Raw genomic sequence first — 25,961 nt, forward strand, 5'->3', positions numbered from 1 at the left:
ACACGTGATATCCTGTCTGAACATGGGGGGACCATCCTCCAAGGCTAAATACTCCTGACTGACCGATAGTGAACCAGTACCGTGAGGGAAAGGCGAAAAGAACCCCTGTGAGGGGAGTGAAATAGAACCTGAAACCGTGTACGTACAAGCAGTGGGAGCCCTTCGGGTGACTGCGTACCTTTTGTATAATGGGTCAGCGACTTACATTCTGTAGCGAGGTTAACCGTATAGGGGAGCCGTAGGGAAACCGAGTCTTAACTGGGCGACTAGTTGCAGGGTGTAGACCCGAAACCGGGTGATCTAGCCATGGGCAGGTTGAAGGTTGAGTAACATCAACTGGAGGACCGAACCCACTAACGTTGCAAAGTTAGGGGATGACCTGTGGCTGGGGGTGAAAGGCCAATCAAACTCGGAGATAGCTGGTTCTCCCCGAAAGCTATTTAGGTAGCGCCTCGGACGAATACTACTGGGGGTAGAGCACTGTTAAGGCTAGGGGGTCATCCCGACTTACCAACCCTTTGCAAACTCCGAATACCAGTAAGTACTATCCGGGAGACACACGGCGGGTGCTAACGTCCGTCGTGAAGAGGGAAACAACCCAGACCGCCGGCTAAGGTCCCAAAGTTCTGGTTAAGTGGGAAACGATGTGGGAAGGCTCAGACAGCTAGGATGTTGGCTTAGAAGCAGCCATCATTTAAAGAAAGCGTAATAGCTCACTAGTCGAGTCGGCCTGCGCGGAAGATGTAACGGGGCTCAAACCAGGCACCGAAGCCGCGGATTTGCACTCAGTGCAAGTGGTAGGGGAGCGTTCTGTAAGTCTGCGAAGGTGTATCGAGAGGTATGCTGGAGATATCAGAAGTGCGAATGCTGACGTAAGTAACGATAAAGGGGGTGAAAAGCCTCCTCGCCGGAAGACCAAGGGTTCCTGTCCAACGTTAATCGGGGCAGGGTGAGTCGACCCCTAAGGCGAGGCCGAAAGGCGTAGTCGATGGGAAGCAGGTTAATATTCCTGCACGACATGTAATTGCGATGGGGGGACGGAGAAGGCTAGGTGGGCCAGGCGACGGTTGTCCTGGTGAAAGTGCGTAGGTGGTGTTTCTAGGCAAATCCGGAGACACAACACTGAGACACGAGACGAAGCCACTACGGTGGTGAAGCCATTGATGCCCTGCTTCCAGGAAAAGCCTCTAAGCTTCAGATTACATGTCATCGTACCCCAAACCGACACAGGTGGTCGGGTAGAGAATACCAAGGCGCTTGAGAGAACTCGGGTGAAGGAACTAGGCAAAATAGTACCGTAACTTCGGGAGAAGGTACGCTCTTGATGGTGAAGTGACTTGCTCACGGAGCTGTTGGGAGTCGCAGTGACCAGATGGCTGGGACTGTTTATCAAAAACACAGCACTCTGCAAACACGAAAGTGGACGTATAGGGTGTGACACCTGCCCGGTGCCGGAAGGTTAATTGATGGGGTTAGTGGTAACACGAAGCTCTTGATCGAAGCCCCGGTAAACGGCGGCCGTAACTATAACGGTCCTAAGGTAGCGAAATTCCTTGTCGGGTAAGTTCCGACCTGCACGAATGGTGTAACCATGGCCATGCTGTCTCCACCCGAGACTCAGTGAAATCGAAATCGCCGTGAAGATGCGGTGTACCCGCGGCTAGACGGAAAGACCCCGTGAACCTTTACTACAGCTTGGCACTGAACATTGAACCTACATGTGTAGGATAGGTGGGAGGCTTTGAAGCGATGACGCTAGTTGTCGTGGAGCCGACCTTGAAATACCACCCTTGTATGTTTGATGTTCTAACGCAGGTCCCTGAATCGGGATCGCGGACAGTGCCTGGTGGGTAGTTTGACTGGGGCGGTCTCCTCCCAAAGAGTAACGGAGGAGCACGAAGGTTGGCTAATCCTGGTCGGACATCAGGAGGTTAGTGCAATGGCATAAGCCAGCTTAACTGCGAGACGGACAGGTCGAGCAGGTGCGAAAGCAGGTCATAGTGATCCGGTGGTTCTGTATGGAAGGGCCATCGCTCAACGGATAAAAGGTACTCCGGGGATAACAGGCTGATACCGCCCAAGAGTTCATATCGACGGCGGTGTTTGGCACCTCGATGTCGGCTCATCACATCCTGGGGCTGAAGTTGGTCCCAAGGGTATGGCTGTTCGCCATTTAAAGTGGTACGCGAGCTGGGTTCAGAACGTCGTGAGACAGTTCGGTCCCTATCTGCCGTGGGCGTTGGATGATTGAAGGGAGTTGCTCCTAGTACGAGAGGACCGGAGTGAACGAACCTCTGGTGTTCGGGTTGTCACGCCAGTGGCACTGCCCGGTAGCTAAGTTCGGAATCGATAACCGCTGAAAGCATCTAAGCGGGAAGCGAGCCCTGAGATGAGTCATCCCTGACCCCTTGAGGGTCCTAAAGGGCCGTTGGAGACCACAACGTTGATAGGCGGGGTGTGTAAGCGCAGCGATGCGTTGAGCTAACCCGTACTAATTACCCGTGAGGCTTAACCATACAACACCCAAGAAGTGTTTTGAGCGCTTGTGACAAAGCGAGAACGACTTAAGTGCTTGTGATGAGAATCGTGAGTGCAATCAGCTTTTCGGATTACGATTTTGCCTGGCGGTCATAGCGCGGTGGACCCACCTGTTCCCATGCCGAACACAGAAGTGAAACGCTGTAGCGCCGATGGTAGTGTGGCAGATGCCATGCGAGAGTAGGACACTGCCAGGCACCCAATTTAGCAATAAGCTAGCCGAATGCGGAGCGGTAGTTCAGTCGGTTAGAATACCGGCCTGTCACGCCGGGGGTCGCGGGTTCGAGTCCCGTCCGCTCCGCCACTAACTATTGAAGGCCTTCCCTGATGGGAAGGCCTTTTTGCTTTTGTATTGGGCGTTTATCGCTGTCTCGCCAGACGACCGAGAAGGTGGCCATCGCCTCGGCCTTCGCATCACAGCTCCTTGCACGACAGCCACGTCGTCACGCAAGAGAAGCCCAGTCGAGCGACTGGTTTTTTTGTTTAGTGCGAGAGGGGCGGTGCTCTTGAATGTATCAGGTGCCTAGATGCGCCATCACAACCGAAGCTCGCCCGTGAGGGCGGGCCTGTTGCCACCCTTTGCCTCACACAGTAAGAGCGCGACAGGGGCACTCTTGTACTGATGAAGCTTTTATTCCTCTTGGCGATAGATCTCTGAACATAATAAAAAGCCCGCTTGGTAGCGGGCTTTTTTGCTTCAGGTCTGCCGATATCAGGCTTTCCACGCCTTCCAGGTATTGATCAGGCCGTTGGTGGAGCTGTCATGGCTGGTGATGGCTCCAGCGGTGCCCAGTTCCGGCAGAATCTGGTTGGCCAGCTGCTTGCCCAGCTCCACACCCCACTGGTCAAAGCTGAAGATGTTCCAGATGGCCCCTTGCACGAAAATCTTGTGCTCGTACATGGCGATCAGGGAGCCGAGGGTTTTCGGGGTCAGTTGCTTGAACAGGATGCTGTTGGTCGGACGGTTGCCTTCGAACACCTTGAACGGCACCAGATCCTTAACCTGCTCCAAGGTCTTGCCGGCGGCCAGGAATTCAGCCTCGACCTGCTCCTTGCTCTTACCGAAGGCCAGGGCCTCGGTCTGGGCAAAGAAGTTGGCCAGCAGTTTCGGGTGGTGATCGCCGAGCGGGTTGTGGCTGATGGCCGGCGCCAGGAAGTCGCACGGGATCAGCTTGGTGCCTTGATGGATCAGCTGATAGAAGGCGTGCTGGCCATTGGTGCCCGGCTCACCCCAGATGATGGGGCCGGTCTGGTAGTCGACCGGGTTGCCATCGCGGTCCACGTACTTGCCGTTGGATTCCATGTTGCCCTGCTGGAAGTAGGCAGGGAAGCGATGCATGTACTGATCGTAGGGCAGGATGGCTTCGGATTCGGCACCGTAGAAGTTGTTGTACCACAGCCCAATCAGGGCCAGCAGTACCGGCACGTTCTGCTCATAGGAGGCGGTGGCGAAATGCATGTCCATCTCGAAGGCGCCTTGCAGCAGGGCTTCGAAGTTCTCGAAACCGACGGAAAGGGCGATGGGCATGCCGATGGCAGACCAAGAGGAGTAGCGGCCACCCACCCAATCCCAGAATTCGAACATGTTGTTGGTGTCGATGCCAAACTCGGCCACGGCCTTGCCATTGGTAGACAGCGCAGCGAAGTGCTTGGCTACATGGGCCTTATCACCGGCGCTCTTGATAAACCAGTCGCGGGCGGTCAGGGCGTTGGTCATGGTCTCCTGAGTGGTGAAGGTCTTGGAGGCGACCAAGAACAAAGTGGTCTCCGGGTCGATCTTCTTCAGGGTTTCGGCGATGTGGGTGCCATCGACGTTGGAGACGAAGTGCATCTGCAGGTGGTTTTTGTACGGACGCAGCGCCTCGGTGATCATCACTGGGCCCAGATCGGAGCCGCCGATACCGATGTTGACCACGTGCTGGATCGCCTTGCCGGTGTAGCCTTTCCACTCGCCGGAGATGACCTTCTCACAGAAGCCTTTCATCTTGGCCAGTACGGCATTCACTTCCGGCATCACGTCCTTGCCATCGCTTTCGATGGGGCGGTCGGAGCGGTTGCGCAGGGCCACGTGCAGCACGGAGCGCCCTTCGGTCATGTTGATCTTGTCGCCGTTGAACATGGCATCGATGGCGCTGCGCAGATCGGTCTCTTTGGCCAGCGCAATCAACAGCTTGAGGGTCTCTTCGGTGATCAGGTTCTTGGAGTAGTCGACCAGAATGTCGCCACCGAAGGTGAGGGAGAATTTGTCAAAACGCTGCGCATCCTTGGCGAAAAGATCCTTCAGCTGCATCTTGCCATGGGCAGCGAAGTGGGCTTCCAGTGCCTGCCAGGCCTGGGTCTTGGTTGGGTTGATATTTTTCATAGGTTTCCTGAGATTCCAAGTAGTGTATGAACCTGCCAGGCTAGGCTCCCGCCAAACCTTGTTATTCGAGTGATTATAACCAGCCCGCCTATACCGGCGTCGTAACAGAAGATAACGGACTGTCTCCATTAGGGAGGTGGTAAGTTTACAACCAAATGCCGCGATTATGGCTCCCCCCTTTGCATCGGACATTGAGCGCGCTCATATTTTGGCCTCCTCCATCGTTTTCAGTGCAGAGATGGCGAGCCAAGGAGCGGTTTTCAGCCCTCAGCAGGTATCTGGGTGAAGGTGCTCTTGCTGAGCGTGCGCTGAGTCGGCCTCCTTTGTGGCTGCGCTCGCAATGCAAGGAGAGCTGTGCCCACACCTTGCTGGGCCGATAAAGCATCATTGCCCTGCGTGTCGTGGCCCTCATCGAGGCGGGGCCCTCGCCGATGGGTAATCAAGGGGGATGGCGAGGGGGATTACGTCGGGGCTGACGAGGTATCGCGTCCTCTTTTTTGCCCGCATGCTTTTTTCTCCACAGGCTTTACATTCCAGTTCATGTAAAGGTTAAGGTTTGACTGTCCCATAGAGGAGAGTTGAAATGACACTTTCATTGCATGTGCCGATCAAAGGCATGAGTTGCGCCCGCTGTGCCGATCGCATCGAGCGGGGCTTGAATGAACTGGAAGGGGTGAAGGCTTCTGTGAACTTTGCGCTCGAGCAGGGCGCGCTGGAGCTGGAACAACCACAGCAGCTTGGGGCGGCGCTGGAGCGGATCTCGTCGCTTGGGTACCAGGTCGAGCAGGAGACACAGCAGTTTGCCGTCGAGGGGATGAGCTGCGCCGCCTGTGCCAGCCGCCTTGAGAAGGTGTTGGCCCGCGAACCCGGTGTGCTCAAGGCCGAGGTGAACTTCTCCCTGAATGAGGCGCGGGTGAGCGGGGCTGCTGGGGTCATGACACCAGCCAGATTGCGCGATGCGGTGGCCGCCGCCGGTTTCACCGCCCACTTCCGCCCGGCCGAGGATCGCGCCAGACAGTTGCAGGAGCAAGCTGCGCGGGAGCAAGGTGAAGAGCGTCGCGAGCGGTTTCGCCTCATCATCTCCGCCCTGCTGACCTTGCCCCTGCTGCTGGGGATGGCGGCCATGGCCGGTCTGCTGCCCTGGCACCTGCCGCCAGTGGCTGAATGGCTACTCGCCACGCCGGTCCAATTCTGGGTCGGTGCCCGTTTTTATCGCGGAACCTGGCGGGCCCTGCGGGCGCGCAGTGGCAACATGGATGTCCTGGTCGCCACCGGCACCAGCGCCGCCTATGGCTATAGCCTGTGGTTGTTGTTCAAACTGGGGCCCGCGGCCATGGGACACCTCTATTTCGAGGCGAGTGCCGTGGTGATCACCCTGGTCTCGCTTGGTAAGTGGCTGGAGGGGCGCGCCAAGCGCAGTACCCGTGCCGCCATTGTCGAATTGATGGCGCTGCGCCCGCAGCAGGCCAGAGTATGGCGTGACGAAAGCTGGCAGCAGGTGGCGATCGCCGAGGTGCTCAAAGGGGAGCAGATCCAGGTGCTGGTTGGTGAGCGGATCCCGGTCGATGGGGTCATCACCGGCGGTGAGAGCGAGCTGGACGAGGCGGTGGTGACCGGTGAGAGTGTGCCGGTGTTGCGCACTATTGGTGATCGGGTGCTGGAGGGAACCATCAACGGCTCCGGCGTACTGGAGCTTGAGGCGCGTGCGGTGGGGGAGGAGTCCAACCTCGGCCGCATCATAGCGCTGGTTGAGCAGGCCCAGATGGGTAAGGCGCCGTTCCAGCAGTTGGTCGATCGCATCTCTGCTCTGTTTGTTCCGGTCGTCATGGTCATTGCACTGCTCACCGGCCTGCTCTGGTGGCAGCTAAACGGCTCTGGGGAGCAGGCGCTGATGGCCGCGGTGGCGGTACTGGTCATCGCTTGCCCTTGTGCGCTGGGGCTGGCGACGCCGGCGGCCGTGGTGACCGGTACCGGTGCTGCGGCCCGGCATGGGATTCTCATCCGTGACATCGAGACCCTGCAACGGGCGCATCGGGTGCGCGCCGTCATCTTCGATAAGACAGGTACCCTAACGCAGGGGCGTCCGAGCCTGGATCAGTGGCATGGTGACGCTGCCGACCTGCGGCTGGCTGCCGCTTTGCAACAGGGGAGCGAGCATCCGCTGGCGCGCGCCATGCTGGCCGCAGTGGATGAGACCCTGCCCCAGCCCGAGGATCTCAAGGTGCATGTGGGCAGTGGTATCGAAGGGCGCGTCGCAGGGCATCATCTATTCGTCGGCAACCAGGCGCTGATGCAGCGTGCCGGTGTGGTGCTCAGTGGCGGCATTACCGCGCCAGCCGGGGTGACCCGGGTCTGGATGGCCCGCGATGGTGAACTGGTTGGCTGGGCCGATCTGGCTGATCCGCTGCGCCCGGAGAGTGCGGCCGCCGTCGCGGCACTGCGGGCGCGGCACATCACCTCCTGGCTGGTGAGTGGGGATGCCAGGGCTGCGGTGGATCATGCCGCCGAGCAACTTGGTCTGGATGGGGCCTTTGCCCAGGTATTACCGGCTGGGAAGGTCGAGCGGGTGCAGCAGTTGCAAGCGCAGAGCGCGGGGCTGGTCGCTATGGTCGGTGACGGGGTGAACGATGCGCCTGCGCTGGCCGCCGCCGATGTGGGGATTGCCATGGGCTCGGGGGCTGAAGTCGCGATGGAGACGGCGTCGATTACCCTGATGCGTCCGGATCCGCGTCTGGTGGTCGATGCCATCGATATCTCGGCGGCCACTTGGCGCACCATTCGCCAGAACCTGTTCTGGGCCTTCATTTTCAATACGGTCGGCATTCCGCTCGCCGCTTTCGGTCTGCTCAGTCCGGCCTTGGCCGGTGCCGCCATGGCCATGAGCAGCGTGACAGTGCTAGCCAATTCCTTGATGCTGAAACGGTGGCGCCCGAGCGCCCGGTAGGAGAGAAAGCGATGAACATCAGCAAGGTTGCCAAGGCCAGCGGGCTGACGGCCAAGACTATCCGTTACTACGAGAGCATCGGCCTCATCACAGCCCCACAGCGCAGTGACAACGGTTATCGCAGTTACGGTGACGCGGCGCTACGTGAGCTGCGCTTCGTCAAGCGGGCCCGCGAGACCGGCTTCAACCTCGAAGAGTGCCAGGAGTTGCTGGCGCTCTACCGGGACGAGCACCGCTCCAGCGCCCAGGTCAAGAAGCTGGCCGAAGAGAAGATGGTCGACCTGCGCGAGCGCATCGCCGGCTTGCAGGCGATGCTGACCAGCCTGGAACAGTTGACCCGCTGCTGCCACGGCGATGAGCGCCCCGAGTGCCCGATCCTCGACGAATTGGGCAAGGAATAAGGTGGGGTCTCATGTTGACGAGTGGTGAGTTGTTGCTCAGTTGAGTCGGTGCTAGACTGTCGCCTTCTTGTACAGGGAGCGTGCACGGTGACACCGAATGTAGCCAAACAGGTCAGGCAGGCCGTGACGGCCCAGCTCTGTGAGCATGTCCTGTTCAGCGTTCCGTTCTTGCTGTTGGTCGCATTGAGCTGGGGGCTGATGTTCTACCCTTACGTCGCCCCCCAACATACCCTGCTGTGGCTTTTTGGTAACTTGATCGTGCTCGCGCTGCGCTGGGGCCACGTCAAGTGGCGGCAGGGCCATCTCCACCTGGTGCAGCACCAGAGGGTGGAGCACGAAATCTTCATCGGCGTGACCTGCACCTCCATCATCTGGAGCATGGGGATGCTGCTCTATCTCGATGTCCTGCCGCCCTCCCACCGTGCCGCTCTCATCATTCTCTCCTGCCTGTTGCTGACCGGTGGCAGCATACTGCTCATCGGTAGCCGCCGCTGCTTCTATGGCTTGATCTCTCCGCTCGGGCTCACCATGTTGCTGGTGCTGTGGCAGGGCGGAGATCAAGAGCGCATCCTCTCCTGCATACTGGCCGGGTATCTGCTGCTGTTTCTCTCCGCCCTGGTGCGTCGACTGCGCCGCGAGCAACTGACCTCGCTCTACCACCGGTTCACCAATGCCGATCTGGTGGCCGAGTTGCGCAGTGTCTCTGAACACCTGCAACTCGCCTCACGCCTCGACGGCCTGACCGGCATCGCCAACCGCGCTCATTTCGACCACTCGCTGGAGCGGGCCTGGCGCCGTTGCTATCGCGCCAAGGCCCCGCTCTCGCTGATCTTGCTCGATGTGGATTACTTCAAGCAGTTCAACGATCACTATGGACACCAGTGGGGTGACGAATGCCTGCAACAGGTGGCGGCCGCCCTGGCAGAGGCGTTGCGCCGGGAAGACGATCTGGCCGCCCGTTATGGGGGCGAGGAGTTTGCCTTGCTGTTGCCGGCCACGGGTCAGCAGGGGGCGTGGCAAATTGCCGAACAGGTGCGTCAGCGCATCAAGGATCTGGCGATCCCCCATGCCCGCTCCCGGATTGCCAGCGTGGTGACCGGCAGTATCGGGGTGGCGACTCTGGTGCCTGATGAGAGCATGAGTGCCGGTGAGTTGGTGCAAAAAGCGGATGCAGCTCTCTATCAAGCCAAGCATAATGGCCGGGATCGTGTGGAGGCCGCCCTACAGGGGCGTGCCGCCTGATGTTCGACAACAGTGAGGATTCCAGATGCAATGTCATCGTATCGAAGAGCTGCTCGAGTTATTGCAGCCCGCCTGGATCAAGGAACAGGATCTGAACCTGATCCAGTTCATCGAGAAGCTGGCCAAAGAGGCCGGTTACGAGGGGCCATTGAGTGCACTGACCGATGACGTGCTCATCTACCACCTCAAGATGCGCGATGCCGACAAGAGCGCCATGATCCCCGGCCTTGCCAAGGATCAGGTGCCTGATTTCAAAGAGGCCCTGCTCAAGGCCCGCGGTATCAAGTGACCCCTCTGACGCGCCCTCCCGGCGCGTCATTTTTTGCTACAAATTTGCGATCTTCCTTCAACATTGCCGGTGGTGATGGCTCCGGGTGAGCGGCTGATTAAGATATAATCGGCCGATAACAATCAGAACGGAGCAATGTGCCCCATGGCCGAGCAAGAGCAGATCGAGGTCAAGGACGTGACCGGAGAGTGCAACCCCCACACCTTCAAGGCCAGCGATGACCGGTTTAATCCGGGCAATCGTATCTATGTGCGGGCGCAGACCGGGTATTGGCAGCGTCTGCGGCGCAACATGGGCTGGTTGTTCATGCTGCTGTTTCTGGCGCTGCCCTGGCTGCGCTACGAGGGGCGCCAGGCGGTGCTGCTCGACATCGGCAACCAGCAGTTCCACATCTTTGCTACCACGATTTGGCCACAGGATCTCACCCTGCTTGCCTGGCTGCTGATGATCGCCGCCTTTGCCCTGTTTTTTGTGACCACCTTCCTCGGCCGGGTCTGGTGCGGCTATCTCTGCCCGCAGACGGTGTGGACCTTCCTCTTCATCTGGTGTGAGGAGAAGTTCGAAGGACCGGCCAACAAGCGGCGTAAGCTCGATGCTGCCCCCTGGGGACGCGATAAGCTGCTGCGCAAGGGCGCCAAGCATCTGGCTTGGTTGCTTATCTCCCTGGTCACCGGCCTCACCTTCGTCGGCTATTTTCAGGACATCACCGCGCTGATGCCCGCTCTGGTCACCTTCTCCATCGACTTCTGGCCTCTGTTCTGGGTGCTCTTCTTTACTGCCTGCACCTATGGCAACGCCGGTTTCATGCGCGCCATCATGTGCATCCACATGTGCCCCTATGCCCGCTTCCAGTCGGCCATGTTCGATAAAGACACCTTCATCGTTGGCTATGACGGGGCGCGCGGCGAGCAGCGGGGCCCACGCCCGCGCAAGGCCGATCCCAAGGCGCTCGGGCTGGGGGATTGCATCGATTGTGACCTGTGCGTCCAGGTCTGCCCGACCGGTATCGATATCCGTGACGGCCTGCAGTACGAGTGCATCAACTGTGGTGCTTGCGTCGATGCCTGCGATCAGACCATGGAGCGGATGGGCTATGCCAAGGGGCTCATCAGCTACACCACAGAGCACAAGCTGGCGGGTCACTCGACTCAGGTGGCGCGGCCCAAGCTCATCGGCTATGGCCTGGTGATGCTGGTCATGCTCGGGGTCTTTGCCTACAGCGCCATGTCGATCATGCCGATGGGGCTCGACGTCATCCGCGATCGCAACCAGCTATTTCGTGAGAACGGAGATGGCCTGGTGGAGAACACCTACAACCTCAAGATCCTCAACAAGACGATGCGGCCGCAGACCTTCCGGCTGGCGGTCGAGGGGCTGCCCGACTACCAGTGGTATGGCCCGCGCGAGGTGACTCTCAAGAGCGGCGAGATCCTCAACCAGCCGGTGAGCCTGGGGGTTAACCCCGACAACCTGCGCGATGCCGTGCTCGATATCCGCTTCGTGCTGATCCGCAAAGGGGCGGCCAGCGAGCCCAAGGGGGTCATCAAGCAGCCGAGCAAGTTTATCAGCCGGCTCTGAGTGGAATGGGTAGAATGGGGGCCATGTGCCCCCTCTCTTTTTCGGTGATGCCATGGGATTCGACTACCGCGACCTGACCCCCGACCTCATCCTTGATGCACTGGCCCAGACTGGGCTGGTGATTGACTCCGGGTTAACCGCGCTCAACAGCTATGAAAACCGGGTCTATCAGTTTCACGATGAGGCGCGGCGCCGCTACGTGGTGAAGTTCTATCGTCCGGGCCGCTGGCGGCGGGAACAGATCCTAGAAGAGCACGCCTTCACCGCCCTGCTGGCAGCCGAGGAGATCCCGGTGGCGACCCCGCTGGCCTTTGACGGCGAGACCCTGCTCGAATATCAGGGGTTCCACTTCGCCCTGTGGCCGAGCCTCGGTGGCAGGGCATTCGAGATGGATAATCTGGATCAGTTGGAGGGGGTAGGGCGCTGGCTCGGCCGGCTGCATGAGGTCTCGTCGGTGCACCCCTTCCAGCACAGACCGCAGCTCGATGTCGCCACCATGCTGGAGGAGCCGCGCCATCTGCTGGCGAGCGGCGAGTGGCTGCCGCGCAGCCTCGCCAAGCCCTTCTTCGGGGTTCTGGATGAGCTGATTGCCCACGTGCGCGAGGCGATGAGCCTGGAGGTGGAGCTGATCCCGCTGCATGGGGACTGCCATCCCGGCAACATCCTCTGGCGTGATGGCCCGCTACTGGTGGATTTCGATGACTGTCGCACCGGGCCGGCCATTCAGGATCTCTGGATGCTGCTGTCGGGAGACCGGCAGGAGCGGATGATGCAGCTCGATGCCCTGCTGGCCGGCTACGAGGAGTTCATGGAGTTGGATCGCCGTGAGCTGCGCCTCATCGAGCCGCTGCGGGCCATGCGCATGGTGCACTATATGGCGTGGCTGGCGCGTCGCTGGAGCGATCCTGCCTTCCCGCGCCACTTCCCCTGGTTCAATACCGGAGCCTATTGGGAGCAACAGCTGAAGGCTATGCAGGAGCAGTTGCTGGCGCTGCGTGAGCCACCGCTCTCATTGACGCCGGCCTGGTGACGCAATAGGCTTGGCTCTGCTTCGGTTCGCCGGGCGTGCCTCACACCGATCCCCATAACAGGAAAGATCATGAAGAAAATACTGTTGTTCATTGCCGCCATGCTGATGATGCCCATGGTGCACGCCGCCCCGGAATTCAAGGAAGGCGTCAACTATGAGGTGGTCAAGCAGACGGGCTCTGCCCAACCGGAAGTGCTGGAGTTCTTCTCCTACTACTGCCCGCACTGCTACAAGTTCGAGCCGATCGCGAGCGAGCTGAAGAAGAGCCTGCCGCAGGGGGTCTCTTTTAAGAAGAACCCGGTGGCCTTCTTGGGCCGCGAGATGGGCCCCGAGATGCAGCGTGCCTATGCTGTTGCCAGCCTGCTGGAAGTGGAAGGGAAACTGACCCCGGTTATTTTCTCCAAGCTGCACGAGCAGAAGCAGTTCCCGCAGAGCCGTGACGACGTGAAGCAGATCTTCGTCGACAACGGCGTCAAGGGAGAGGAGTTTGACGGTGCCGTCGACAGCTTCGCCGTCTCCGGCATGGTCGCCCAGTTCGACCGCAACACCGAGGAGTTCCAGATCCGCGGTGTGCCGGCCTTCGTGGTCAACGGCAAGTACCTGATCAAGATTGAGTCCATCACCTCCCAGGATCAGTTCAACCGTCTGGTGAGCTTCCTGCTCGCGCAGAAGTGATGCCATCACGATAAAAAAAGCCCGGCCAAATGGCCGGGCTTTTTCATGGCTGCTTATTTTTTGCGGGCGTTGGCAAAGGCGGCCGCGAAGGCGTTGCCGAGCGCGCCGTTTTGCGGTTTGTCTTCTCGCCGCGCACTGCCTTGGTGACGTTCACGCGGACCGTTACCGCTGCGCGCGCCGCTAGCGCGACGATCCTCGCCGCGTGGTTTGCGCTCGCCGGCCTGCTCGTCCATGCGCATGGTGAGCGAGATGCGGCCGCGCGGCACGTCCACCTCCAGCACCTTGACCCGGACTATGTCGCCGGCCTTGACCACTTCGCGCGGATCCTTGATGAAGCGATCGGTGAGCGATGAGATGTGCACCAGCCCATCCTGATGCACGCCGACATCGACGAAGGCCCCGAAGTTGGTGACATTGGTGACCACCCCTTCCAGCACCATCTCGGGCTCGAGATCCGAGACCTTCTCCACCCCCTCGCGGAAGGTGGCGGTCTTGAACTCGGGGCGCGGGTCACGACCCGGCTTGCCCAGCTCGCCGATGATGTCGGTGACGGTCGGCACGCCGAAGCGCTCGTCGGTGTAGTCGGCAGGGTTGAGCTCCTTGAGCAGGGCGCTGTTGCCGAGCAGGCTCTCCACCGACTGCTGCAATTTCGCCAAGATGCGCTCCACCACGGGGTAGGATTCCGGGTGTACTGCCGAGCCATCCAGCGGGTTGGCCCCGCCACGGATGCGCAGGAAGCCCGCGCACTGCTCGAACGCCTTGGGCCCGAGCCGGCTCACCTTGAGCAGTTGCTGACGGCTGGCGAAGGCGCCGTTGTCATCGCGAAACTGCACTATGTTCTGGGCCAGGGTCTGGCTTAAGCCGGAGACCCGTGCCAGCAGCGGCGCCGAGGCGGTGTTGACGTCCACCCCGACCGCGTTCACGCAGTCCTCAATCACGGCCTCGAGCTTACGGGCGAGCTGGGTCTGGCTCACGTCGTGCTGGTACTGGCCGACCCCTATGCTCTTGGGATCGATTTTCACCAACTCGGCGAGCGGATCTTGCAGGCGGCGGGCAATGGAGACGGCGCCGCGCAGGGAGACATCGAGATCCGGAAACTCATTGGCCGCCAGCTCGGAGGCCGAATAGACCGAGGCGCCGGCCTCGCTCACCACGATTTTCTGGGCGCGCGCCTCCGGGTAGCGGCTAAAGAGCTCGCCGGCCAGCTTGTCGGTCTCGCGCGAGGCGGTGCCGTTGCCGATGCTGATGAGCTCGACCTTGTGCTTCACACACAGATCGCGCAGGGTCTTGAGGCTCTGCTCCACCTGGCGCTTGGGCTCAAACGGATAGATGGTGGCGGTGTCGACCAGTTTGCCGGTGGCGTCGACCACGGCCACCTTAACCCCGGTGCGGATCCCAGGGTCCAGCCCCATGGTGGTGCGCATGCCGGCTGGGGCGGCCATCAGCAGATCCTTGAGGTTCATGGCGAACACCTTGATCGCCTCCTCCTCGGCGCTCTCGCGGATGCGACCGACCAGCTCGGTCTCCATCTGCAAAGAGAGCTTGATGCGCCACGTCCAGCTCACCACCCCCTGCAACCACTTGTCGGCCGGGCGGCCGGAGAAGCTCAGGCCAAGATGGCGGGCAATGATCCCCTCGCAGGGGCTGGCTCCTTCCTCTTCCCCTGTGTGCAGGGTGAGGGAGAGAACCCCCTCGTTACGCCCGCGCAGCATGGCCAGCACCCGGTGGGAAGGGGCTCTGGCCAACGGCTCGTCATGTTCGAAGTAGTCCTTGAACTTGGCCCCCTCCTGCTCCTTGCCGGGCACCAGGCGGGCGCGCAGGTTGGCGTGCTGCCACAGGAAATCGCGCAGCTTTTCGAGCAGACCGGCCTGCTCGGCGAAGCGCTCCATCAGGATGTAGCGGGCGCCGTCGAGCACCGCCTTGCTGTCGGCAAACCCGGCCTCGGTGTTGAGGTAGGCGAGGGCTTCCTGCTCCGGCTCGCGCATGGGATCGCCGAGCAGCAGCTCGGCCAGCGGCTCGATGCCGGCCTCGATGGCCATCTGTCCTTTGGTGCGGCGCTTGGGCTTGTAGGGGAGGTAGAGATCCTCAAGGCGGGTCTTGCTGTCGGCCGCGCGGATGTCACGGGCCAGCTCGGCGGTGAGTTTGCCCTGCTCCTCGATGGAACGCAGTATGCTCTGGCGGCGATCTTCCAGCTCGCGCAGGTAGCCGAGGCGGCTCTCTAGGTTACGCAGCTGGGTGTCGTCGAGGCCACCGGTGACCTCTTTGCGGTAGCGGGCGATGAAGGGGACGGTGGCCCCCTCGTCGAGCAGGCGGATGGCGGCCTGTACTTGCTCGGGGCGGGCCGCCAGCTCGGTGGCGATCTGTGTTTCGATGCTGTTCATGGGTCTCTCGTCAGGAGGGATCAGGGCTGGGTATAGCTGATGGCGTTGATGTACCAGATGGCCTCACCGGCCGGGGTCTGTACCACCGCCTCGTCGTCGACCTCTTTCTTGAGGAGGGCGCGCGCCATGGGGGAGTCGATGGAGATGTAATCTTTGCGACCGAAGATCTCGTCGTAGCCGACGATGCGAAAGCGTAGGGTATCGCCGGCTTCGTTCTCGATATCGACCCAGGCACCGAAGAAGACCTTGCCCTCCTGGGCCGGGGAGTGGTCGACGATCTTGAGGTTTTCCAGGCACTTGCGCAGGTAGCGCACGCGCCGGTCAATTTCGCGCAGGCGCTTCTTGTTGTACTGGTAGTCGGCATTTTCACTGCGATCGCCGAGACTGGCGGCCCAGCTCACCTTGCGGGTGGTTTCCGGCCGCTCAACCCGCCACAGTTGGTCCAGCTCCTGCTTGAGGCGGTTGTACCCCTCACGGGTGATCAGTTGGCTTCTCATGGGGTGACTGCGTCTCCTTGAGTCGATGTGCCTGCATTATTACCCCTGGGCCGGCAAGAGGGAACCGCCGCGCTCATGCCACCCCCTTTGCCATGACGCCTTCACCGACACTCGGCGTCGCAGGTGGGAAGTTCATACCCGGTAACACAATTATGCTTGCCCACCGATCGCAGTGACCTAACATGGAGCCCGTAGGCAATGACAGAGAGAGAAGCATGAGCCAACAACAGAAGATCCTGGTGGTTGACGACGATCCCAAGCTGCGCACCTTGCTGGAGCGCTACCTGAGTGAGCAGGGATTCTGGGTGCGCGGCGTGGGTAACGGCGAACAGGCAGACCGGCTGCTGGCCCGTGAAAACTTCCACCTCATGGTGCTCGATCTGATGCTACCGGGGGAGGACGGCCTTTCCATTTGTCGCCGTCTACGCGAGGCCGGCAGCCAGTTGCCCATTCTGATGTTGACCGCCAAGGGGGATGATGTGGATCGCATCGTCGGTCTCGAGATGGGAGCCGATGACTATCTGCCCAAGCCGTTCAACCCGCGCGAGCTGCTGGCGCGCATTCGTGCCGTGATGCGGCGCCACTCGGTGGAGCTGCCGGGCGCCCCTTCCACCACGGAGAAGGTGGTGGAATTTGGCCCCCATGTGCTCAATCTGGCGACCCGCGAGATGACCTCGAACGGCGAGCCGGTGACCTTGACCAGCGGTGAGTTTGCCGTGCTCAAGGTGCTGGTGAGCCATCCGCGCGAGCCGCTTTCGCGCGACAAGCTGATGAATCTGGCGCGCGGGCGCGAGTACACCGCGACCGAGCGCAGCATCGATGTGCAGGTGTCGCGGCTACGTCGCATGCTGGAGGCCGAGCCCTCCCAGCCCCGTTACATCCAGACCGTCTGGGGGCTGGGTTACGTCTTCATTCCGGATGGTAGCGCCCCATGAAGCGCGCCTCTTCCATGTTTTCCTGCCTGCTCTGGTTTCTTGGGGCCGTGCTGGTGGTCTATCAGTTGGTCTCTTACGCCACCTTCTACAACTACCTGCTCGACCCGACCGTCAAGCAGATCGCCCACCTGCTGGCCAATCAGGTCAAGCTGATCCTGCCGCTCGAGCAGAGCCAGGCGTCGCTGAGTGATGATGCCGAGGCGCTGGTCTCGGTAGCGACCGGGGTGGATGTTTACAGCCAGCGGGAGGCAGAAACCAACGGGTTGCGAGAGAGCGATCGTTACCCCTTTCTCGAGACCCTGATCAGCCGCGAACTGGGCGGGCCAACCCGAGTGCGAGTTGAACTCCAGGAGCACTACATCGTCTGGATCCAGCCGCCTCAGGCCAACAAGGTATGGGTGCGCATTCCGCTGACCGAAATTGAGGATGACGATATCCTGCCCATCATCTTCTTTCTCTCAGTCATGTTGGTGGGCACTCTGTTTTGTGCCTGGTGGTGGGCGCGTCAATTGGTGCGGCCGTTGAAGTGTCTGGAGGAGGGCGCCATTGCGGTCAGCCGTGGCCAGTTCCCGGCGCCAAGCCCAGAACAGGGGTCGCGTGAGCTGCGTCGCCTGACCCGCACCTTCAATCACATGTCGCGTTCGCTCAAGAATCTGGTGGAGGAGCGTAACCTGATGATGGCCGGGGTCTCCCATGATCTGCGTACCCCGCTCACCCGCATTCGGCTCGCCACCGAGATGATGTCTTCCGGGGATGAGTTCCTCAAAGAGAGCATCAACGCCGATATCGACGAGTCAAATGACATCATCGATCAGTTCATCGACTACATCCGCCCCGACAGCGGCATCGTCATGGAGACCCTCGATCTGGCGGTCTTGGTGCACGATGCGGTATTGCTGCCGGTCGAGCAGGGGCTGGAGGTGGCGCTCGATCTGCCGCCCGATGCGCTGCCAGTCGAGTGCAACCCCGTCGGCCTGCGGCGGGTCATCAGCAATCTCACCACCAACGCCCTGCGCTATGGGGCCAGCCGGCTGTGGGTTGAGCTGCAAGGCGACGAGCATTGGGCACGGCTGCGCCTGTCGGACAACGGCCCCGGCATTCCGGTGCAGGACTGTGAACGGCTGCTGCGCCCCTTCACCCAGGGGGATGCGGCCCGCACCCGCAGCGGCAGTGGTCTGGGACTGGCCATCGTGGCCAAGATCCTGGCCCAGCACCACGGCAGCGTGCGGCTTGGTCGCGCCGAGCAGGGTGGGCTGTTGGTCGAGCTGCGATTGCCGCGACAGCAGCCGCTGGAGTGGGAAGAGTCGTGAAAAAGAAAAGCGGGCCTGTTGGCCCGCTTTTTCATGTCACGCTCGGCTTACAGCTGGGGGCCGGCGGCCACCAGACGCTTGCCTTCGTCGGTATCGGTGAAGCGCTCGAAGTTCTTGATGAAGCGCTGGGCCAGATCCTGCGCCTTGGCATCCCACTGGGTGGGATCGGCGTAGGTATCACGCGGGTCGAGGATCGCGGTATCGACACCCGGCAGCTCGGTTGGTACTTCCAGGTTAAAGATCGGCAGTTCCTTGGTCGGCGCCTTCTCGATGGAGCCATCGAGGATGGCGTCGATGATGCCGCGGGTATCCTTGATGGAGATCCGCTTGCCGGTGCCATTCCAGCCGGTGTTGACCAGATAGGCTTCGGCCCCGGAGGCTTCCATGCGCTTGACCAGCTCTTCACCGTACTTGGTTGGGTGCAGGCTGAGGAAGGCCGCGCCGAAGCAGGAGGAGAAGGTCGGGGTCGGCTCGGTGATGCCGCGCTCGGTACCGGCCAGTTTGGCGGTGAAGCCGGACAGGAAGTGGTACTTGGTCTGCTCCTTGGTCAGCTTAGCGACCGGGGGCAGCACACCGAAGGCATCGGCGGTCAGGAAGATCACCTTGGTGGCGTGACCCGCCTTGGAGACCGGCTTGACGATGTTCTCAATGTGATAGATGGGGTAGGAGACCCGGGTGTTCTCGGTCTTGGAGCCATCATCGAAGTCGATGGTGCCATCCTCGGCGACGGTCACGTTTTCCAGCAGGGCATCGCGACGGATAGCGTTGTAGATGTCCGGCTCGGCTTCCTTAGAGAGCTTGATGGTCTTGGCGTAGCAGCCACCTTCGAAGTTGAAGACGCCGTCATCGTCCCAGCCGTGCTCGTCGTCACCGATCAGGGCGCGTTTCGGGTCGGTGGAGAGGGTGGTCTTACCGGTACCGGAGAGGCCGAAGAAGATGGCCACGTCACCGTCCTGGCCTACGTTGGCGGAGCAGTGCATGGAGGCGATGCCACGCAGGGGCAGGAAGTAGTTCATCATCGAGAACATGCCCTTCTTCATCTCGCCACCGTACCAGGTGCCGCCGATCAGCTGCATTTTCTCGGTGAGGTTGAACGCGACGAAGTTCTCGGAGTTGAGGCCCTGCTCTTTCCAGTTCGGGTTGGTGCACTTGGCACCGTTGAGCACCACGAAGTCAGGCTCGAAGTTTTCCAGCTCTTCGTCGCTCGGACGGATGAACATGTTCTTCACGAAGTGTGCCTGCCAAGCCACCTCGGTAATGATACGCACGGCCAGACGGGTGTCAGGGTTGGCACCGCAGAAGCCGTCCACCACGAACAGGCGCTTGCCGGAGAGCTGCTTGGTTACTAGGGATTTCAGGTGTGCCCACACTTCCGGCGTGATCGCCTTGTTATCGTTTTTACCCTGGTCAGACCACCACACAGTATCCTGGGTGGTGGCGTCTTTGACGATGTATTTATCTTTCGGGGAGCGGCCGGTGAAGATGCCAGTGTTGACATTAACGGCACCCAGCTCGGTGACCACTCCACGCTCGTAGCCTTCCAGCTCGGGGCGGGTCTCTTCCGCGAACAGTTGTTCGTAGGAGGGGTTGCGGATCACGTCGGCCATGTCATGGATGCCGTAACGTGCCAAGCCCAATTTTTGTGCCAAGGTGGTAGATTCAGCCACGATTGTCATTGTTATCTCCTGGGTTCAGAGGTTTGTAGGGTTTTAGCTGACCATCATGCTACCACCTAGGTGGTATAATTAAGCGACAGCCATCAAAGTTTATAAAATAGGGTTTTGTTTTAGTTATAAAGCGAAAGGCGGGTTTCCCCGCCTTTTTTCAGTGTAACTGGTTTGTATCATTGGCGGGAACCACCTTGAAAAGGCTTTCCACGTCCACACCATCGAACAGGTAGTGGCTACCGCAGTAGTCGCAATGCATGTCGATCTGCCCGTGTTCCCTGACAATATCCAGAGCCTCTTCCTTACCAACCTGCAACAGGGCGTTCTGGCAGCGCTCCCGTGAACAGGTGCAGTGGAAGGCAACGGGTTGCGGCTCAAACAGTCGCACCTTGTCCTGGTTATAGAGGCGATAGAGCACCTCTTCGGCCGGCAGGGTGAACAGCTCTTCATCCTTGATGGTGTTGGTCAGCTGCACCAGATGGTCAAAATCGGCCTCGTGATCTTCACTCTGGGCCGGCAGGGCCTGCACCATGATGCCAGCGGCCTTCGGCTCGCCATCCTGCATGCCGGTGCGGATCCACAACCGGGTCGGCAACTGTTCGGATTGGGCAAAATAGGCCTCAAGGCAACCGGCCAGGGTGGGCTCGGAGAGGGCAATGATGCCTTGGTAGCGTTCGCCCTGCTCCGGGGTGATGGTAATGATCAGTTGGCCGTTGCCGATCAGGGAGTGAATGTCGGCCTCTGCCGGCAGCTCGCCCTCGACGCGGGCGACGCCACGCAGATGTTGGTTGTGATCGCCGTTGATCACCGCCAGTTTGACCGGGCCGTCACCTTGCAGTTGCACCGTGATGGAGCCTTCAAACTTGAGCGTGGCGACCAGCAGGCTGGTGGCGACCAGCAGCTCACCGAGCAGGGCCTGCACTTGCAGCGGGTAGCTTTGGGCATCGACGATGTGGCGGAAGGTCTGATCGAGCTGTACCAGCTCACCACGGACTTCATACTCTTCAAACAGATAACGATGGAGTTGATCTTGGCTCATTGTGATTTCCAGTGATGGGAGGAAGCGAGCGCGCTTCTGTCATGTAAAGGGGTCAGTATTGTTTGGCTCGGATGAGCAGGCGGCGTTCCTGCTTGTCGGGGCGCCGTTCCGGACTGGGCGCGAACTGGCTGCCGAGCTTACGAGCCTCGGCATTGTCGGCCTTGCGCTTGAGGCTGGCCTCGGTTTCCCGATAGAGCTGTTGGGCTTCGGGGGCACCGCGGCGCTGGCCGCTGATGACCAGCAGCTCGACCTCGCGCTCGTCATGGCCTTGCCAGAAACGGATAAGAGCCCCCACTTCGACCAGCTTGCCCGGTTTGCAGCGTTGGCCGTTGTAGTGCACCTTGCCCCCTTCAATCATCTCGCGCGCCATGCTGCGCGCCTTGTAGAAGCGGGCTGCCCAGAGCCATTTGTCGAGGCGAACCGCGTCGCCATTCTCTTGTGCCATGAGAGGGCTCCTACAGATAAAAAAGCGTGGAACAAGTATACCAGAGCCATTGTCCTAGGTTGAGCGGTGGCGGGCTCATGGCTGAATGTGACTCAGGCTCCTTTTTCATGCGGTGCTTGGCTGGGGCGGTTGTGTCGTAAGCCAAGGCCGTACACAATAACCCCCTCTATATACAAAAAAAGTTGTTGATGAATCTATGGAAGCGCTGTTCAGGGAAGAGAAGTTGAATCATCTCTTCACCGTCTTGCGGAAGATGCCCTGGTCACGCGCCAGTCAGTTGCTGTTTCTGGTCTTGCTCCTGCTGCTGGCCCAGCAGTTGGCGGGCCTGACTTGGCGCTCACTCGCCATGCTGCAACCGGCCTCTGTCGAACAGTGGCAGCCGCAGGGGCGGATGCCGGCCCCACCAGGTCAGGGGCAGCCGACCTTGCCGCTCGACGAGCTGCTCGGTCTCTCTTTGTTTGGCAAGGCTCCGCCAGCCGGTGTCGCGCCCCCCAAGGCGGTCGCCATCGATGCGCCGCGCACCCGCCTCAATGTGCAGTTGACCGGCGTGCTGGCCAGCAATGATCCCAACCGATCCATTGCCATCATCGCCAACAATAATCTGCAAAACAGCTACGGGCCCGGGGAGGTCATCGACGGCACCCAGGCCCGCATCCGCATGATCTACCCGGATCGGGTAATCCTCGAGCTGCAAGGGCGTGACGAGACCCTGATGCTCGACGGCGAAGAGTACGGCAAGCCGCTGCCGGTGACACCGGCTGACAATACGCTGGCGGCCGCTCGTGGCGAGCTGCTCAGCAATCCGGGAAAACTGACCGATTACATCTCTATCTCGCCGGTACTGGGAGATGGGCATCTGCTCGGCTATCGCCTCAATCCGGGTAAGAACCCCTCTCTGTTCAACCGCCTCGGCCTCAAGGCTAACGACATGGCAGTGAGCATCAACGGATTGGATTTAAGGGACAATGCACAGGCCATGCAAGCCATGCAGCAACTGGCTAGCGCCAGCGAGATGACCGTCACCGTGGAGCGGGATGGCCAGCCGCATGACCTCCATGTCGGCCTGTCGGAACAATGATCTGGAGTTACAACAACAAGATGACCATTAAGAACAAGGCGCTGCGTCTGGCGGGTGTAGCAGCGGCGCTATTGCTGGCGAGCCAGGGATGGGCTGCGGAATTTTCTGCCAGCTTCAAGAATGCCGACATCGAAGAGTTCATCAATACCGTCGGCAAAAATCTGAATAAAACCATCATCATCGAGCCTTCGGTGCGCGGCAAGATCAACGTCCGCAGCTATGACCTGCTCAATGAGGATCAGTACTACCAGTTCTTCCTGAGCGTGCTCGACGTCTACGGCTTTGCTGTGGTGCCGATGGATAACGGGGTGCTCAAGGTAGTGCGCTCGCGCGACGCCAAGACCTCGGCCATTCCGGTGGTGGATGAACGCAACCCCGGCAGCGGCGATGAGATGGTGACCCGGGTGGTGCCGGTGCGCAACGTCTCGGTGCGTGAACTGGCGCCCCTGCTGCGTCAGCTCAACGACAACGCCGGCGGCGGCAACGTGGTGCATTACGATCCCTCCAACGTGCTGCTCATCACCGGTCGCGCCGCCGTGGTCAACCGGCTGGTTGAGGTGGTGCGCCGGGTCGACAAGGCCGGAAACCAGGAAGTGGACATCATCAAGCTCAAGTATGCCTCGGCTGGTGAGATGGTGCGGCTGGTGACCAGCCTCAACAAGGATGCCGGCATGCAGGGCGGCGGAGCGGCGTCGGCCATGCTCACCCCCAAGGTGGTGGCCGATGAGCGCACCAACTCTGTGGTGGTGACCGGTGAACCGCAGGCGCGCGATCGCATCACCCGCCTAGTGCGCCAGCTCGATCAGGATTTGCAGACCCAGGGCAACACCCGTGTCTTCTACCTGAAATACGCCAAGGCCAAGGAGATGGTGGACGTGCTCAAGGGCGTCAGCTCCAGCATTGAAGCCGAGAAGAAGGGGGGGCAGGCCACCGGGGGCGCCAGCATAGGCGGCGGCAAGTTGGCCATCTCAGCCGATGAGGCCTCCAACTCCCTGGTGATCACCGCCCAGCCCGACGTGATGAGCGAACTAGAGCAGGTGATTGCCAAGCTCGATATCCGCCGTGCTCAGGTGCTGGTCGAGGCGATCATCGTCGAGATGCAGGATGGCGATGGCCTCAACCTCGGGGTGCAGTGGGCCAACAGCAACGGCGGCGGCACCCAGTTCACCAACACTGGGGTGGGGATTGGCTCTGCCATCATCGCCGGCCAGGACTACAAGGATAACGGCAACACAGACGCCCTGAGCTCCCTGCTCGGCAGCTACAACGGTATGGCCGCCGGCTTCTACCATGGCAACTGGGCGGCCTTGGTCACTGCGCTTTCGACCAACACCAAGAACGACATCCTCTCGACCCCGAGCATCGTCACCATGGACAACCAGGAGGCGTCGTTCAACGTGGGTCAGGAGGTGCCGGTGCAGACCGGCTCCCAGAGCTCGACCTCTGGCGACAACATCTTCAACACCATCGAGCGCAAGACGGTGGGCACCAAGCTGGTGGTGACGCCGCAGATCAACGAAGGGGACTCGGTGCTGCTCAATATCGAGCAGGAGGTCTCCAGTGTGGCCAAGGCTCAGGCGACCGGGACCACCACGCTGGGGCCCACCTTTGATACCCGTACCGTGAAGAACGCCGTGCTGGTCAAAAGCGGTGAGACCGTGGTGCTGGGCGGCTTGATGGACGAGCAGACCAAGGAGGAGATCTCCAAGGTGCCGTTGCTGGGCGACATTCCCCTGCTTGGCTACCTGTTCCGCTCCACCTCCAATTCGACGACCAAGCGTAACCTGATGGTCTTCATCCGGCCGACCATACTGCGTGACGCCAGCGTCTACTCCGGGATCTCCAGCAACAAGTACAGCCTGTTCCGTGCCGAGCAGTTGGAGAACGCGGCCAACGCCCGCTACCTCACCTCGCCCCAGCGCCAGGTGCTGCCCGAGTACGGCCAGGACGTGACGCTCTCCCCCGAGATGCGTCAGCAGATCATCCAGATGCAACAACGTCAGCAGGATACGGCGACCGGTGCCCGTGGCCTGTTGCAGGGTAATCAGTGATGGCGTACCGGCTCGACGATGCCCAGGCGGCGGAGTTGCCCGAGCTGCCGTTCGCGTTTGCCCGTGAGCATGGGGTGATCCTGACCGAGCGCGGTGGTGAGCCGCTGCTGCTGTGCCGCGCCGCCGTGGCGCCGCAGAGCCTGCTCGAGGTGCGCCGGGTGGCGGGCCGCTCCTTTCGGATCGAACCGCTGGCCGACGACCTCTTCGAAACCGAGCTGATGGCCCACTATCAGCGCGACTCCTCCGAGGCGCGCCAGCTGATGGAGGACATCGGCAACGAGATGGACTTCTTCGCGCTGGCCGAGGAGCTGCCCCAGAGCGAGGATCTGCTCGACGCCGATGACGATGCTCCCATCATCCGCCTCATCAACGCCATGTTGAGTGAGGCGATAAAAGAAGAGGCGTCGGACATCCACATCGAGACCTTCGAGCGCTCTTTGGTGATCCGTTTTCGCATCGATGGGGTGCTGCGCGAAATCCTGCGTCCGCACCGCAAGCTGGCGTCACTGCTGGTGTCGCGCATCAAGGTGATGTCGCGCATGGACATCGCCGAGAAGCGGGTGCCGCAGGATGGCCGTATCTCACTGCGCATCGGCGGTCGCGCCGTCGACGTGCGGGTTTCCACCATGCCGTCGAGCTATGGCGAGCGGGTGGTGCTGCGTCTGCTAGATAAGAACACGGTGCGCCTCGAGCTGGCCCAGCTCGGCATGACCCTGCGCAACCGCAACATCATCAGCGAGCTGATCCGCAAACCCCACGGCATCATACTGGTGACCGGCCCGACCGGCTCGGGTAAGTCGACCACCCTCTATGCCGCACTCTCCGAAATCAACTCGCGGGATCGCAACATCCTGACGGTGGAAGACCCCATCGAATATGACCTCGAAGGGGTGGGGCAGACACAGGTCAACACCAAGGTCGACATGACCTTCGCCCGCGGCCTGCGCGCCATTTTGCGACAAGACCCGGACGTGGTGATGGTGGGGGAAATCCGTGACCTCGAGACCGCCCAGATTGCGGTGCAGGCCTCGCTCACCGGTCACCTGGTGATGTCGACCCTGCACACCAACACCGCCATCGGCGCCATCACCCGGATGCGCGACATGGGGATCGAGCCGTTCTTGCTCTCCTCATCCCTGCTGGCGGTACTGGCCCAGCGGCTGGTGCGTACCCTGTGCGCCGACTGCCGCGAACCGCATCCCATCACCCCCCTCGAGCGTGAGGCGATGGGGCTCGCGGAGCATGAAGGTGACACCGTATGGCGGCCGGTGGGCTGCGAGCAGTGCAACCACACCGGCTATCGTGGCCGGACCGGCATCCACGAACTGGTGGTGATCGACGAGGCGGTACGTGAAGCGATCCACAACGCCAGCGGCGAGCTGGCCATCGAGCGGATCATCCGTAAGCACACCCCCAGCATCCGCCGTGACGGCATCGATAAGGTGCTGACCGGGCAGACCAGCCTGGAAGAGGTGCTGCGCGTGACTCGGGAAGATTGA

Annotated in this window: 18 protein-coding genes, 1 tRNA gene and 2 rRNA genes (1 of these 21 only partly in view); 15 read left to right on the forward strand and 6 right to left on the reverse strand. The window is 60.8% G+C overall.

The window, feature by feature from the left end; translation table 11 throughout:
- From FE240_RS00375 to FE240_RS00385, 3 genes are all read left to right on the forward strand, one after another.
- Positions 1-2,516 (forward strand): 23S ribosomal RNA (locus tag FE240_RS00375); it begins 373 nt to the left of the window's first position.
- Between the two features lie 104 nt (positions 2,517-2,620).
- A 5S ribosomal RNA gene (rrf, locus tag FE240_RS00380) occupies positions 2,621-2,735 on the forward strand.
- A gap of 30 nt (positions 2,736-2,765) precedes the next feature.
- Positions 2,766-2,842, forward strand: a tRNA-Asp gene (locus FE240_RS00385).
- Positions 2,843-3,250: 408 nt separating this feature from the next.
- Here the strand turns inward: FE240_RS00385 and pgi are convergent.
- Positions 3,251-4,900: a glucose-6-phosphate isomerase gene (pgi, locus tag FE240_RS00390; protein WP_193002931.1), complete on the reverse strand. Its 1,650-nt coding sequence runs from the start codon at positions 4,898-4,900 to the stop codon at positions 3,251-3,253.
- A 583-nt stretch (positions 4,901-5,483) separates the two neighbouring features.
- Between pgi and FE240_RS00395 the strand changes: the two genes are divergently transcribed.
- The 7 genes from FE240_RS00395 to FE240_RS00425 all read left to right on the forward strand — a co-directional run bounded on the left by FE240_RS00395 (position 5,484) and on the right by FE240_RS00425 (position 13,059).
- Positions 5,484-7,844, forward strand: coding sequence for a heavy metal translocating P-type ATPase (locus tag FE240_RS00395; protein WP_193002932.1), 2,361 nt, complete (start codon positions 5,484-5,486; stop codon positions 7,842-7,844).
- Positions 7,845-7,855: 11 nt separating this feature from the next.
- A complete protein-coding gene (cueR, locus tag FE240_RS00400; RefSeq protein WP_193002933.1) occupies positions 7,856-8,245 on the forward strand; it encodes a Cu(I)-responsive transcriptional regulator in 390 nt (129 codons plus the stop codon).
- A gap of 87 nt (positions 8,246-8,332) precedes the next feature.
- A complete protein-coding gene (locus tag FE240_RS00405) occupies positions 8,333-9,487 on the forward strand; it encodes a GGDEF domain-containing protein (protein ID WP_193002934.1) in 1,155 nt (384 codons plus the stop codon).
- Between the two features lie 25 nt (positions 9,488-9,512).
- A complete protein-coding gene (locus FE240_RS00410; protein WP_042047030.1) occupies positions 9,513-9,776 on the forward strand; it encodes a YihD family protein in 264 nt (87 codons plus the stop codon).
- Positions 9,777-9,920: 144 nt separating this feature from the next.
- The gene (gene ccoG / locus FE240_RS00415; protein WP_193002935.1) at positions 9,921-11,354 is read left to right on the forward strand and encodes a cytochrome c oxidase accessory protein CcoG; all 1,434 of its coding nucleotides are present in this window, start codon (positions 9,921-9,923) and stop codon (positions 11,352-11,354) included.
- A 52-nt stretch (positions 11,355-11,406) separates the two neighbouring features.
- Entirely contained in the window at positions 11,407-12,384 is a 978-nt protein-coding gene (locus tag FE240_RS00420; protein ID WP_193004374.1) for a serine/threonine protein kinase, read from the forward strand.
- Positions 12,385-12,453: 69 nt separating this feature from the next.
- Positions 12,454-13,059 (forward strand): thiol:disulfide interchange protein DsbA/DsbL, encoded by a 606-nt coding sequence (locus FE240_RS00425; protein WP_193002936.1) that lies wholly within the window; start codon positions 12,454-12,456, stop codon positions 13,057-13,059.
- A gap of 53 nt (positions 13,060-13,112) precedes the next feature.
- Here FE240_RS00425 and FE240_RS00430 read toward each other — a convergent pair whose 3' ends face one another.
- Together FE240_RS00430 and greB are read right to left on the reverse strand one after the other, a co-directional pair.
- Complete coding sequence (locus tag FE240_RS00430; RefSeq protein ID WP_193002937.1) at positions 13,113-15,440, reverse strand: Tex family protein; 2,328 nt, start codon at positions 15,438-15,440, stop codon at positions 13,113-13,115.
- A gap of 20 nt (positions 15,441-15,460) precedes the next feature.
- On the reverse strand, positions 15,461-15,937 hold the full coding sequence (gene greB, locus FE240_RS00435) for a transcription elongation factor GreB (protein WP_193002938.1): 477 nt from the start codon (positions 15,935-15,937) through the stop codon (positions 15,461-15,463).
- A gap of 215 nt (positions 15,938-16,152) precedes the next feature.
- Here greB and ompR point away from each other — a divergent pair, with 215 nt between their 5' ends.
- Both ompR and envZ read left to right on the forward strand, forming a co-directional pair.
- Positions 16,153-16,872, forward strand: a complete 720-nt coding sequence (ompR, locus tag FE240_RS00440) for an osmolarity response regulator transcription factor OmpR (RefSeq protein WP_193002939.1) — start codon at positions 16,153-16,155, stop codon at positions 16,870-16,872.
- Complete coding sequence (gene envZ / locus FE240_RS00445; RefSeq protein WP_193002940.1) at positions 16,869-18,182, forward strand: two-component system sensor histidine kinase EnvZ; 1,314 nt, start codon at positions 16,869-16,871, stop codon at positions 18,180-18,182. Before ompR ends, envZ begins: the two co-directional genes overlap by 4 nt.
- Before the next feature lie 47 nt (positions 18,183-18,229).
- Here the strand turns inward: envZ and pckA are convergent, their stop codons facing one another.
- The 3 genes from pckA to hslR form a co-directional block, all read right to left on the reverse strand.
- The gene (gene pckA, locus FE240_RS00450; RefSeq protein WP_193002941.1) at positions 18,230-19,858 is read right to left on the reverse strand and encodes a phosphoenolpyruvate carboxykinase (ATP); all 1,629 of its coding nucleotides are present in this window, start codon (positions 19,856-19,858) and stop codon (positions 18,230-18,232) included.
- Positions 19,859-20,006: 148 nt separating this feature from the next.
- Positions 20,007-20,888 carry an Hsp33 family molecular chaperone HslO gene (gene hslO, locus FE240_RS00455; RefSeq protein ID WP_193002942.1) on the reverse strand — a complete coding sequence of 294 codons (882 nt, stop codon included), beginning with the start codon at positions 20,886-20,888 and terminating at the stop codon, positions 20,007-20,009.
- A 52-nt stretch (positions 20,889-20,940) separates the two neighbouring features.
- Positions 20,941-21,333: a ribosome-associated heat shock protein Hsp15 gene (gene hslR / locus FE240_RS00460; protein ID WP_193002943.1), complete on the reverse strand. Its 393-nt coding sequence runs from the start codon at positions 21,331-21,333 to the stop codon at positions 20,941-20,943.
- 223 nt (positions 21,334-21,556) lie between these two features.
- Between hslR and gspC the strand changes: the two genes are divergently transcribed.
- Genes gspC through gspE form a run of 3 tightly spaced genes read left to right on the forward strand, consistent with a single transcriptional unit; the run spans position 21,557 to position 25,961 of the window.
- Complete coding sequence (gene gspC / locus FE240_RS00465; RefSeq protein WP_404800041.1) at positions 21,557-22,411, forward strand: type II secretion system protein GspC; 855 nt, start codon at positions 21,557-21,559, stop codon at positions 22,409-22,411.
- Positions 22,412-22,431: 20 nt separating this feature from the next.
- The gene (gene exeD, locus FE240_RS00470; protein ID WP_193002945.1) at positions 22,432-24,462 is read left to right on the forward strand and encodes a GspD family T2SS secretin variant ExeD; all 2,031 of its coding nucleotides are present in this window, start codon (positions 22,432-22,434) and stop codon (positions 24,460-24,462) included.
- The gene (gene gspE / locus FE240_RS00475; protein WP_193002946.1) at positions 24,459-25,961 is read left to right on the forward strand and encodes a type II secretion system ATPase GspE; all 1,503 of its coding nucleotides are present in this window, start codon (positions 24,459-24,461) and stop codon (positions 25,959-25,961) included. Before exeD ends, gspE begins: the two co-directional genes overlap by 4 nt.

Origin of the sequence: Aeromonas simiae, assembly GCF_014892695.1 — a bacterium.
GTDB lineage: Bacteria > Pseudomonadota > Gammaproteobacteria > Enterobacterales > Aeromonadaceae > Aeromonas > Aeromonas simiae.

Bases quoted from the DNA above. Each gene is read 5' to 3' on its own strand.
- hslO (WP_193002942.1), bottom strand. From the start codon at position 20,888: ATGAGCCAAGATCAACTCCATCGTTATCTGTTTGAAGAGTATGAAGTC.
- FE240_RS00430 (WP_193002937.1), bottom strand. From the start codon at position 15,440: ATGAACAGCATCGAAACACAGATCGCCACCGAGCTGGCGGCCCGCCCC.
- pgi (WP_193002931.1), bottom strand. From the start codon at position 4,900: ATGAAAAATATCAACCCAACCAAGACCCAGGCCTGGCAGGCACTGGAA.
- pckA (WP_193002941.1), bottom strand. From the start codon at position 19,858: ATGACAATCGTGGCTGAATCTACCACCTTGGCACAAAAATTGGGCTTG.
- ompR (WP_193002939.1), top strand. From the start codon at position 16,153: ATGAGCCAACAACAGAAGATCCTGGTGGTTGACGACGATCCCAAGCTG.
- hslR (WP_193002943.1), bottom strand. From the start codon at position 21,333: ATGGCACAAGAGAATGGCGACGCGGTTCGCCTCGACAAATGGCTCTGG.
- exeD (WP_193002945.1), top strand. From the start codon at position 22,432: ATGACCATTAAGAACAAGGCGCTGCGTCTGGCGGGTGTAGCAGCGGCG.
- FE240_RS00410 (WP_042047030.1), top strand. From the start codon at position 9,513: ATGCAATGTCATCGTATCGAAGAGCTGCTCGAGTTATTGCAGCCCGCC.
- greB (WP_193002938.1), bottom strand. From the start codon at position 15,937: ATGAGAAGCCAACTGATCACCCGTGAGGGGTACAACCGCCTCAAGCAG.
- cueR (WP_193002933.1), top strand. From the start codon at position 7,856: ATGAACATCAGCAAGGTTGCCAAGGCCAGCGGGCTGACGGCCAAGACT.
- FE240_RS00425 (WP_193002936.1), top strand. From the start codon at position 12,454: ATGAAGAAAATACTGTTGTTCATTGCCGCCATGCTGATGATGCCCATG.
- envZ (WP_193002940.1), top strand. From the start codon at position 16,869: ATGAAGCGCGCCTCTTCCATGTTTTCCTGCCTGCTCTGGTTTCTTGGG.
- FE240_RS00420 (WP_193004374.1), top strand. From the start codon at position 11,407: ATGGGATTCGACTACCGCGACCTGACCCCCGACCTCATCCTTGATGCA.
- ccoG (WP_193002935.1), top strand. From the start codon at position 9,921: ATGGCCGAGCAAGAGCAGATCGAGGTCAAGGACGTGACCGGAGAGTGC.
- FE240_RS00395 (WP_193002932.1), top strand. From the start codon at position 5,484: ATGACACTTTCATTGCATGTGCCGATCAAAGGCATGAGTTGCGCCCGC.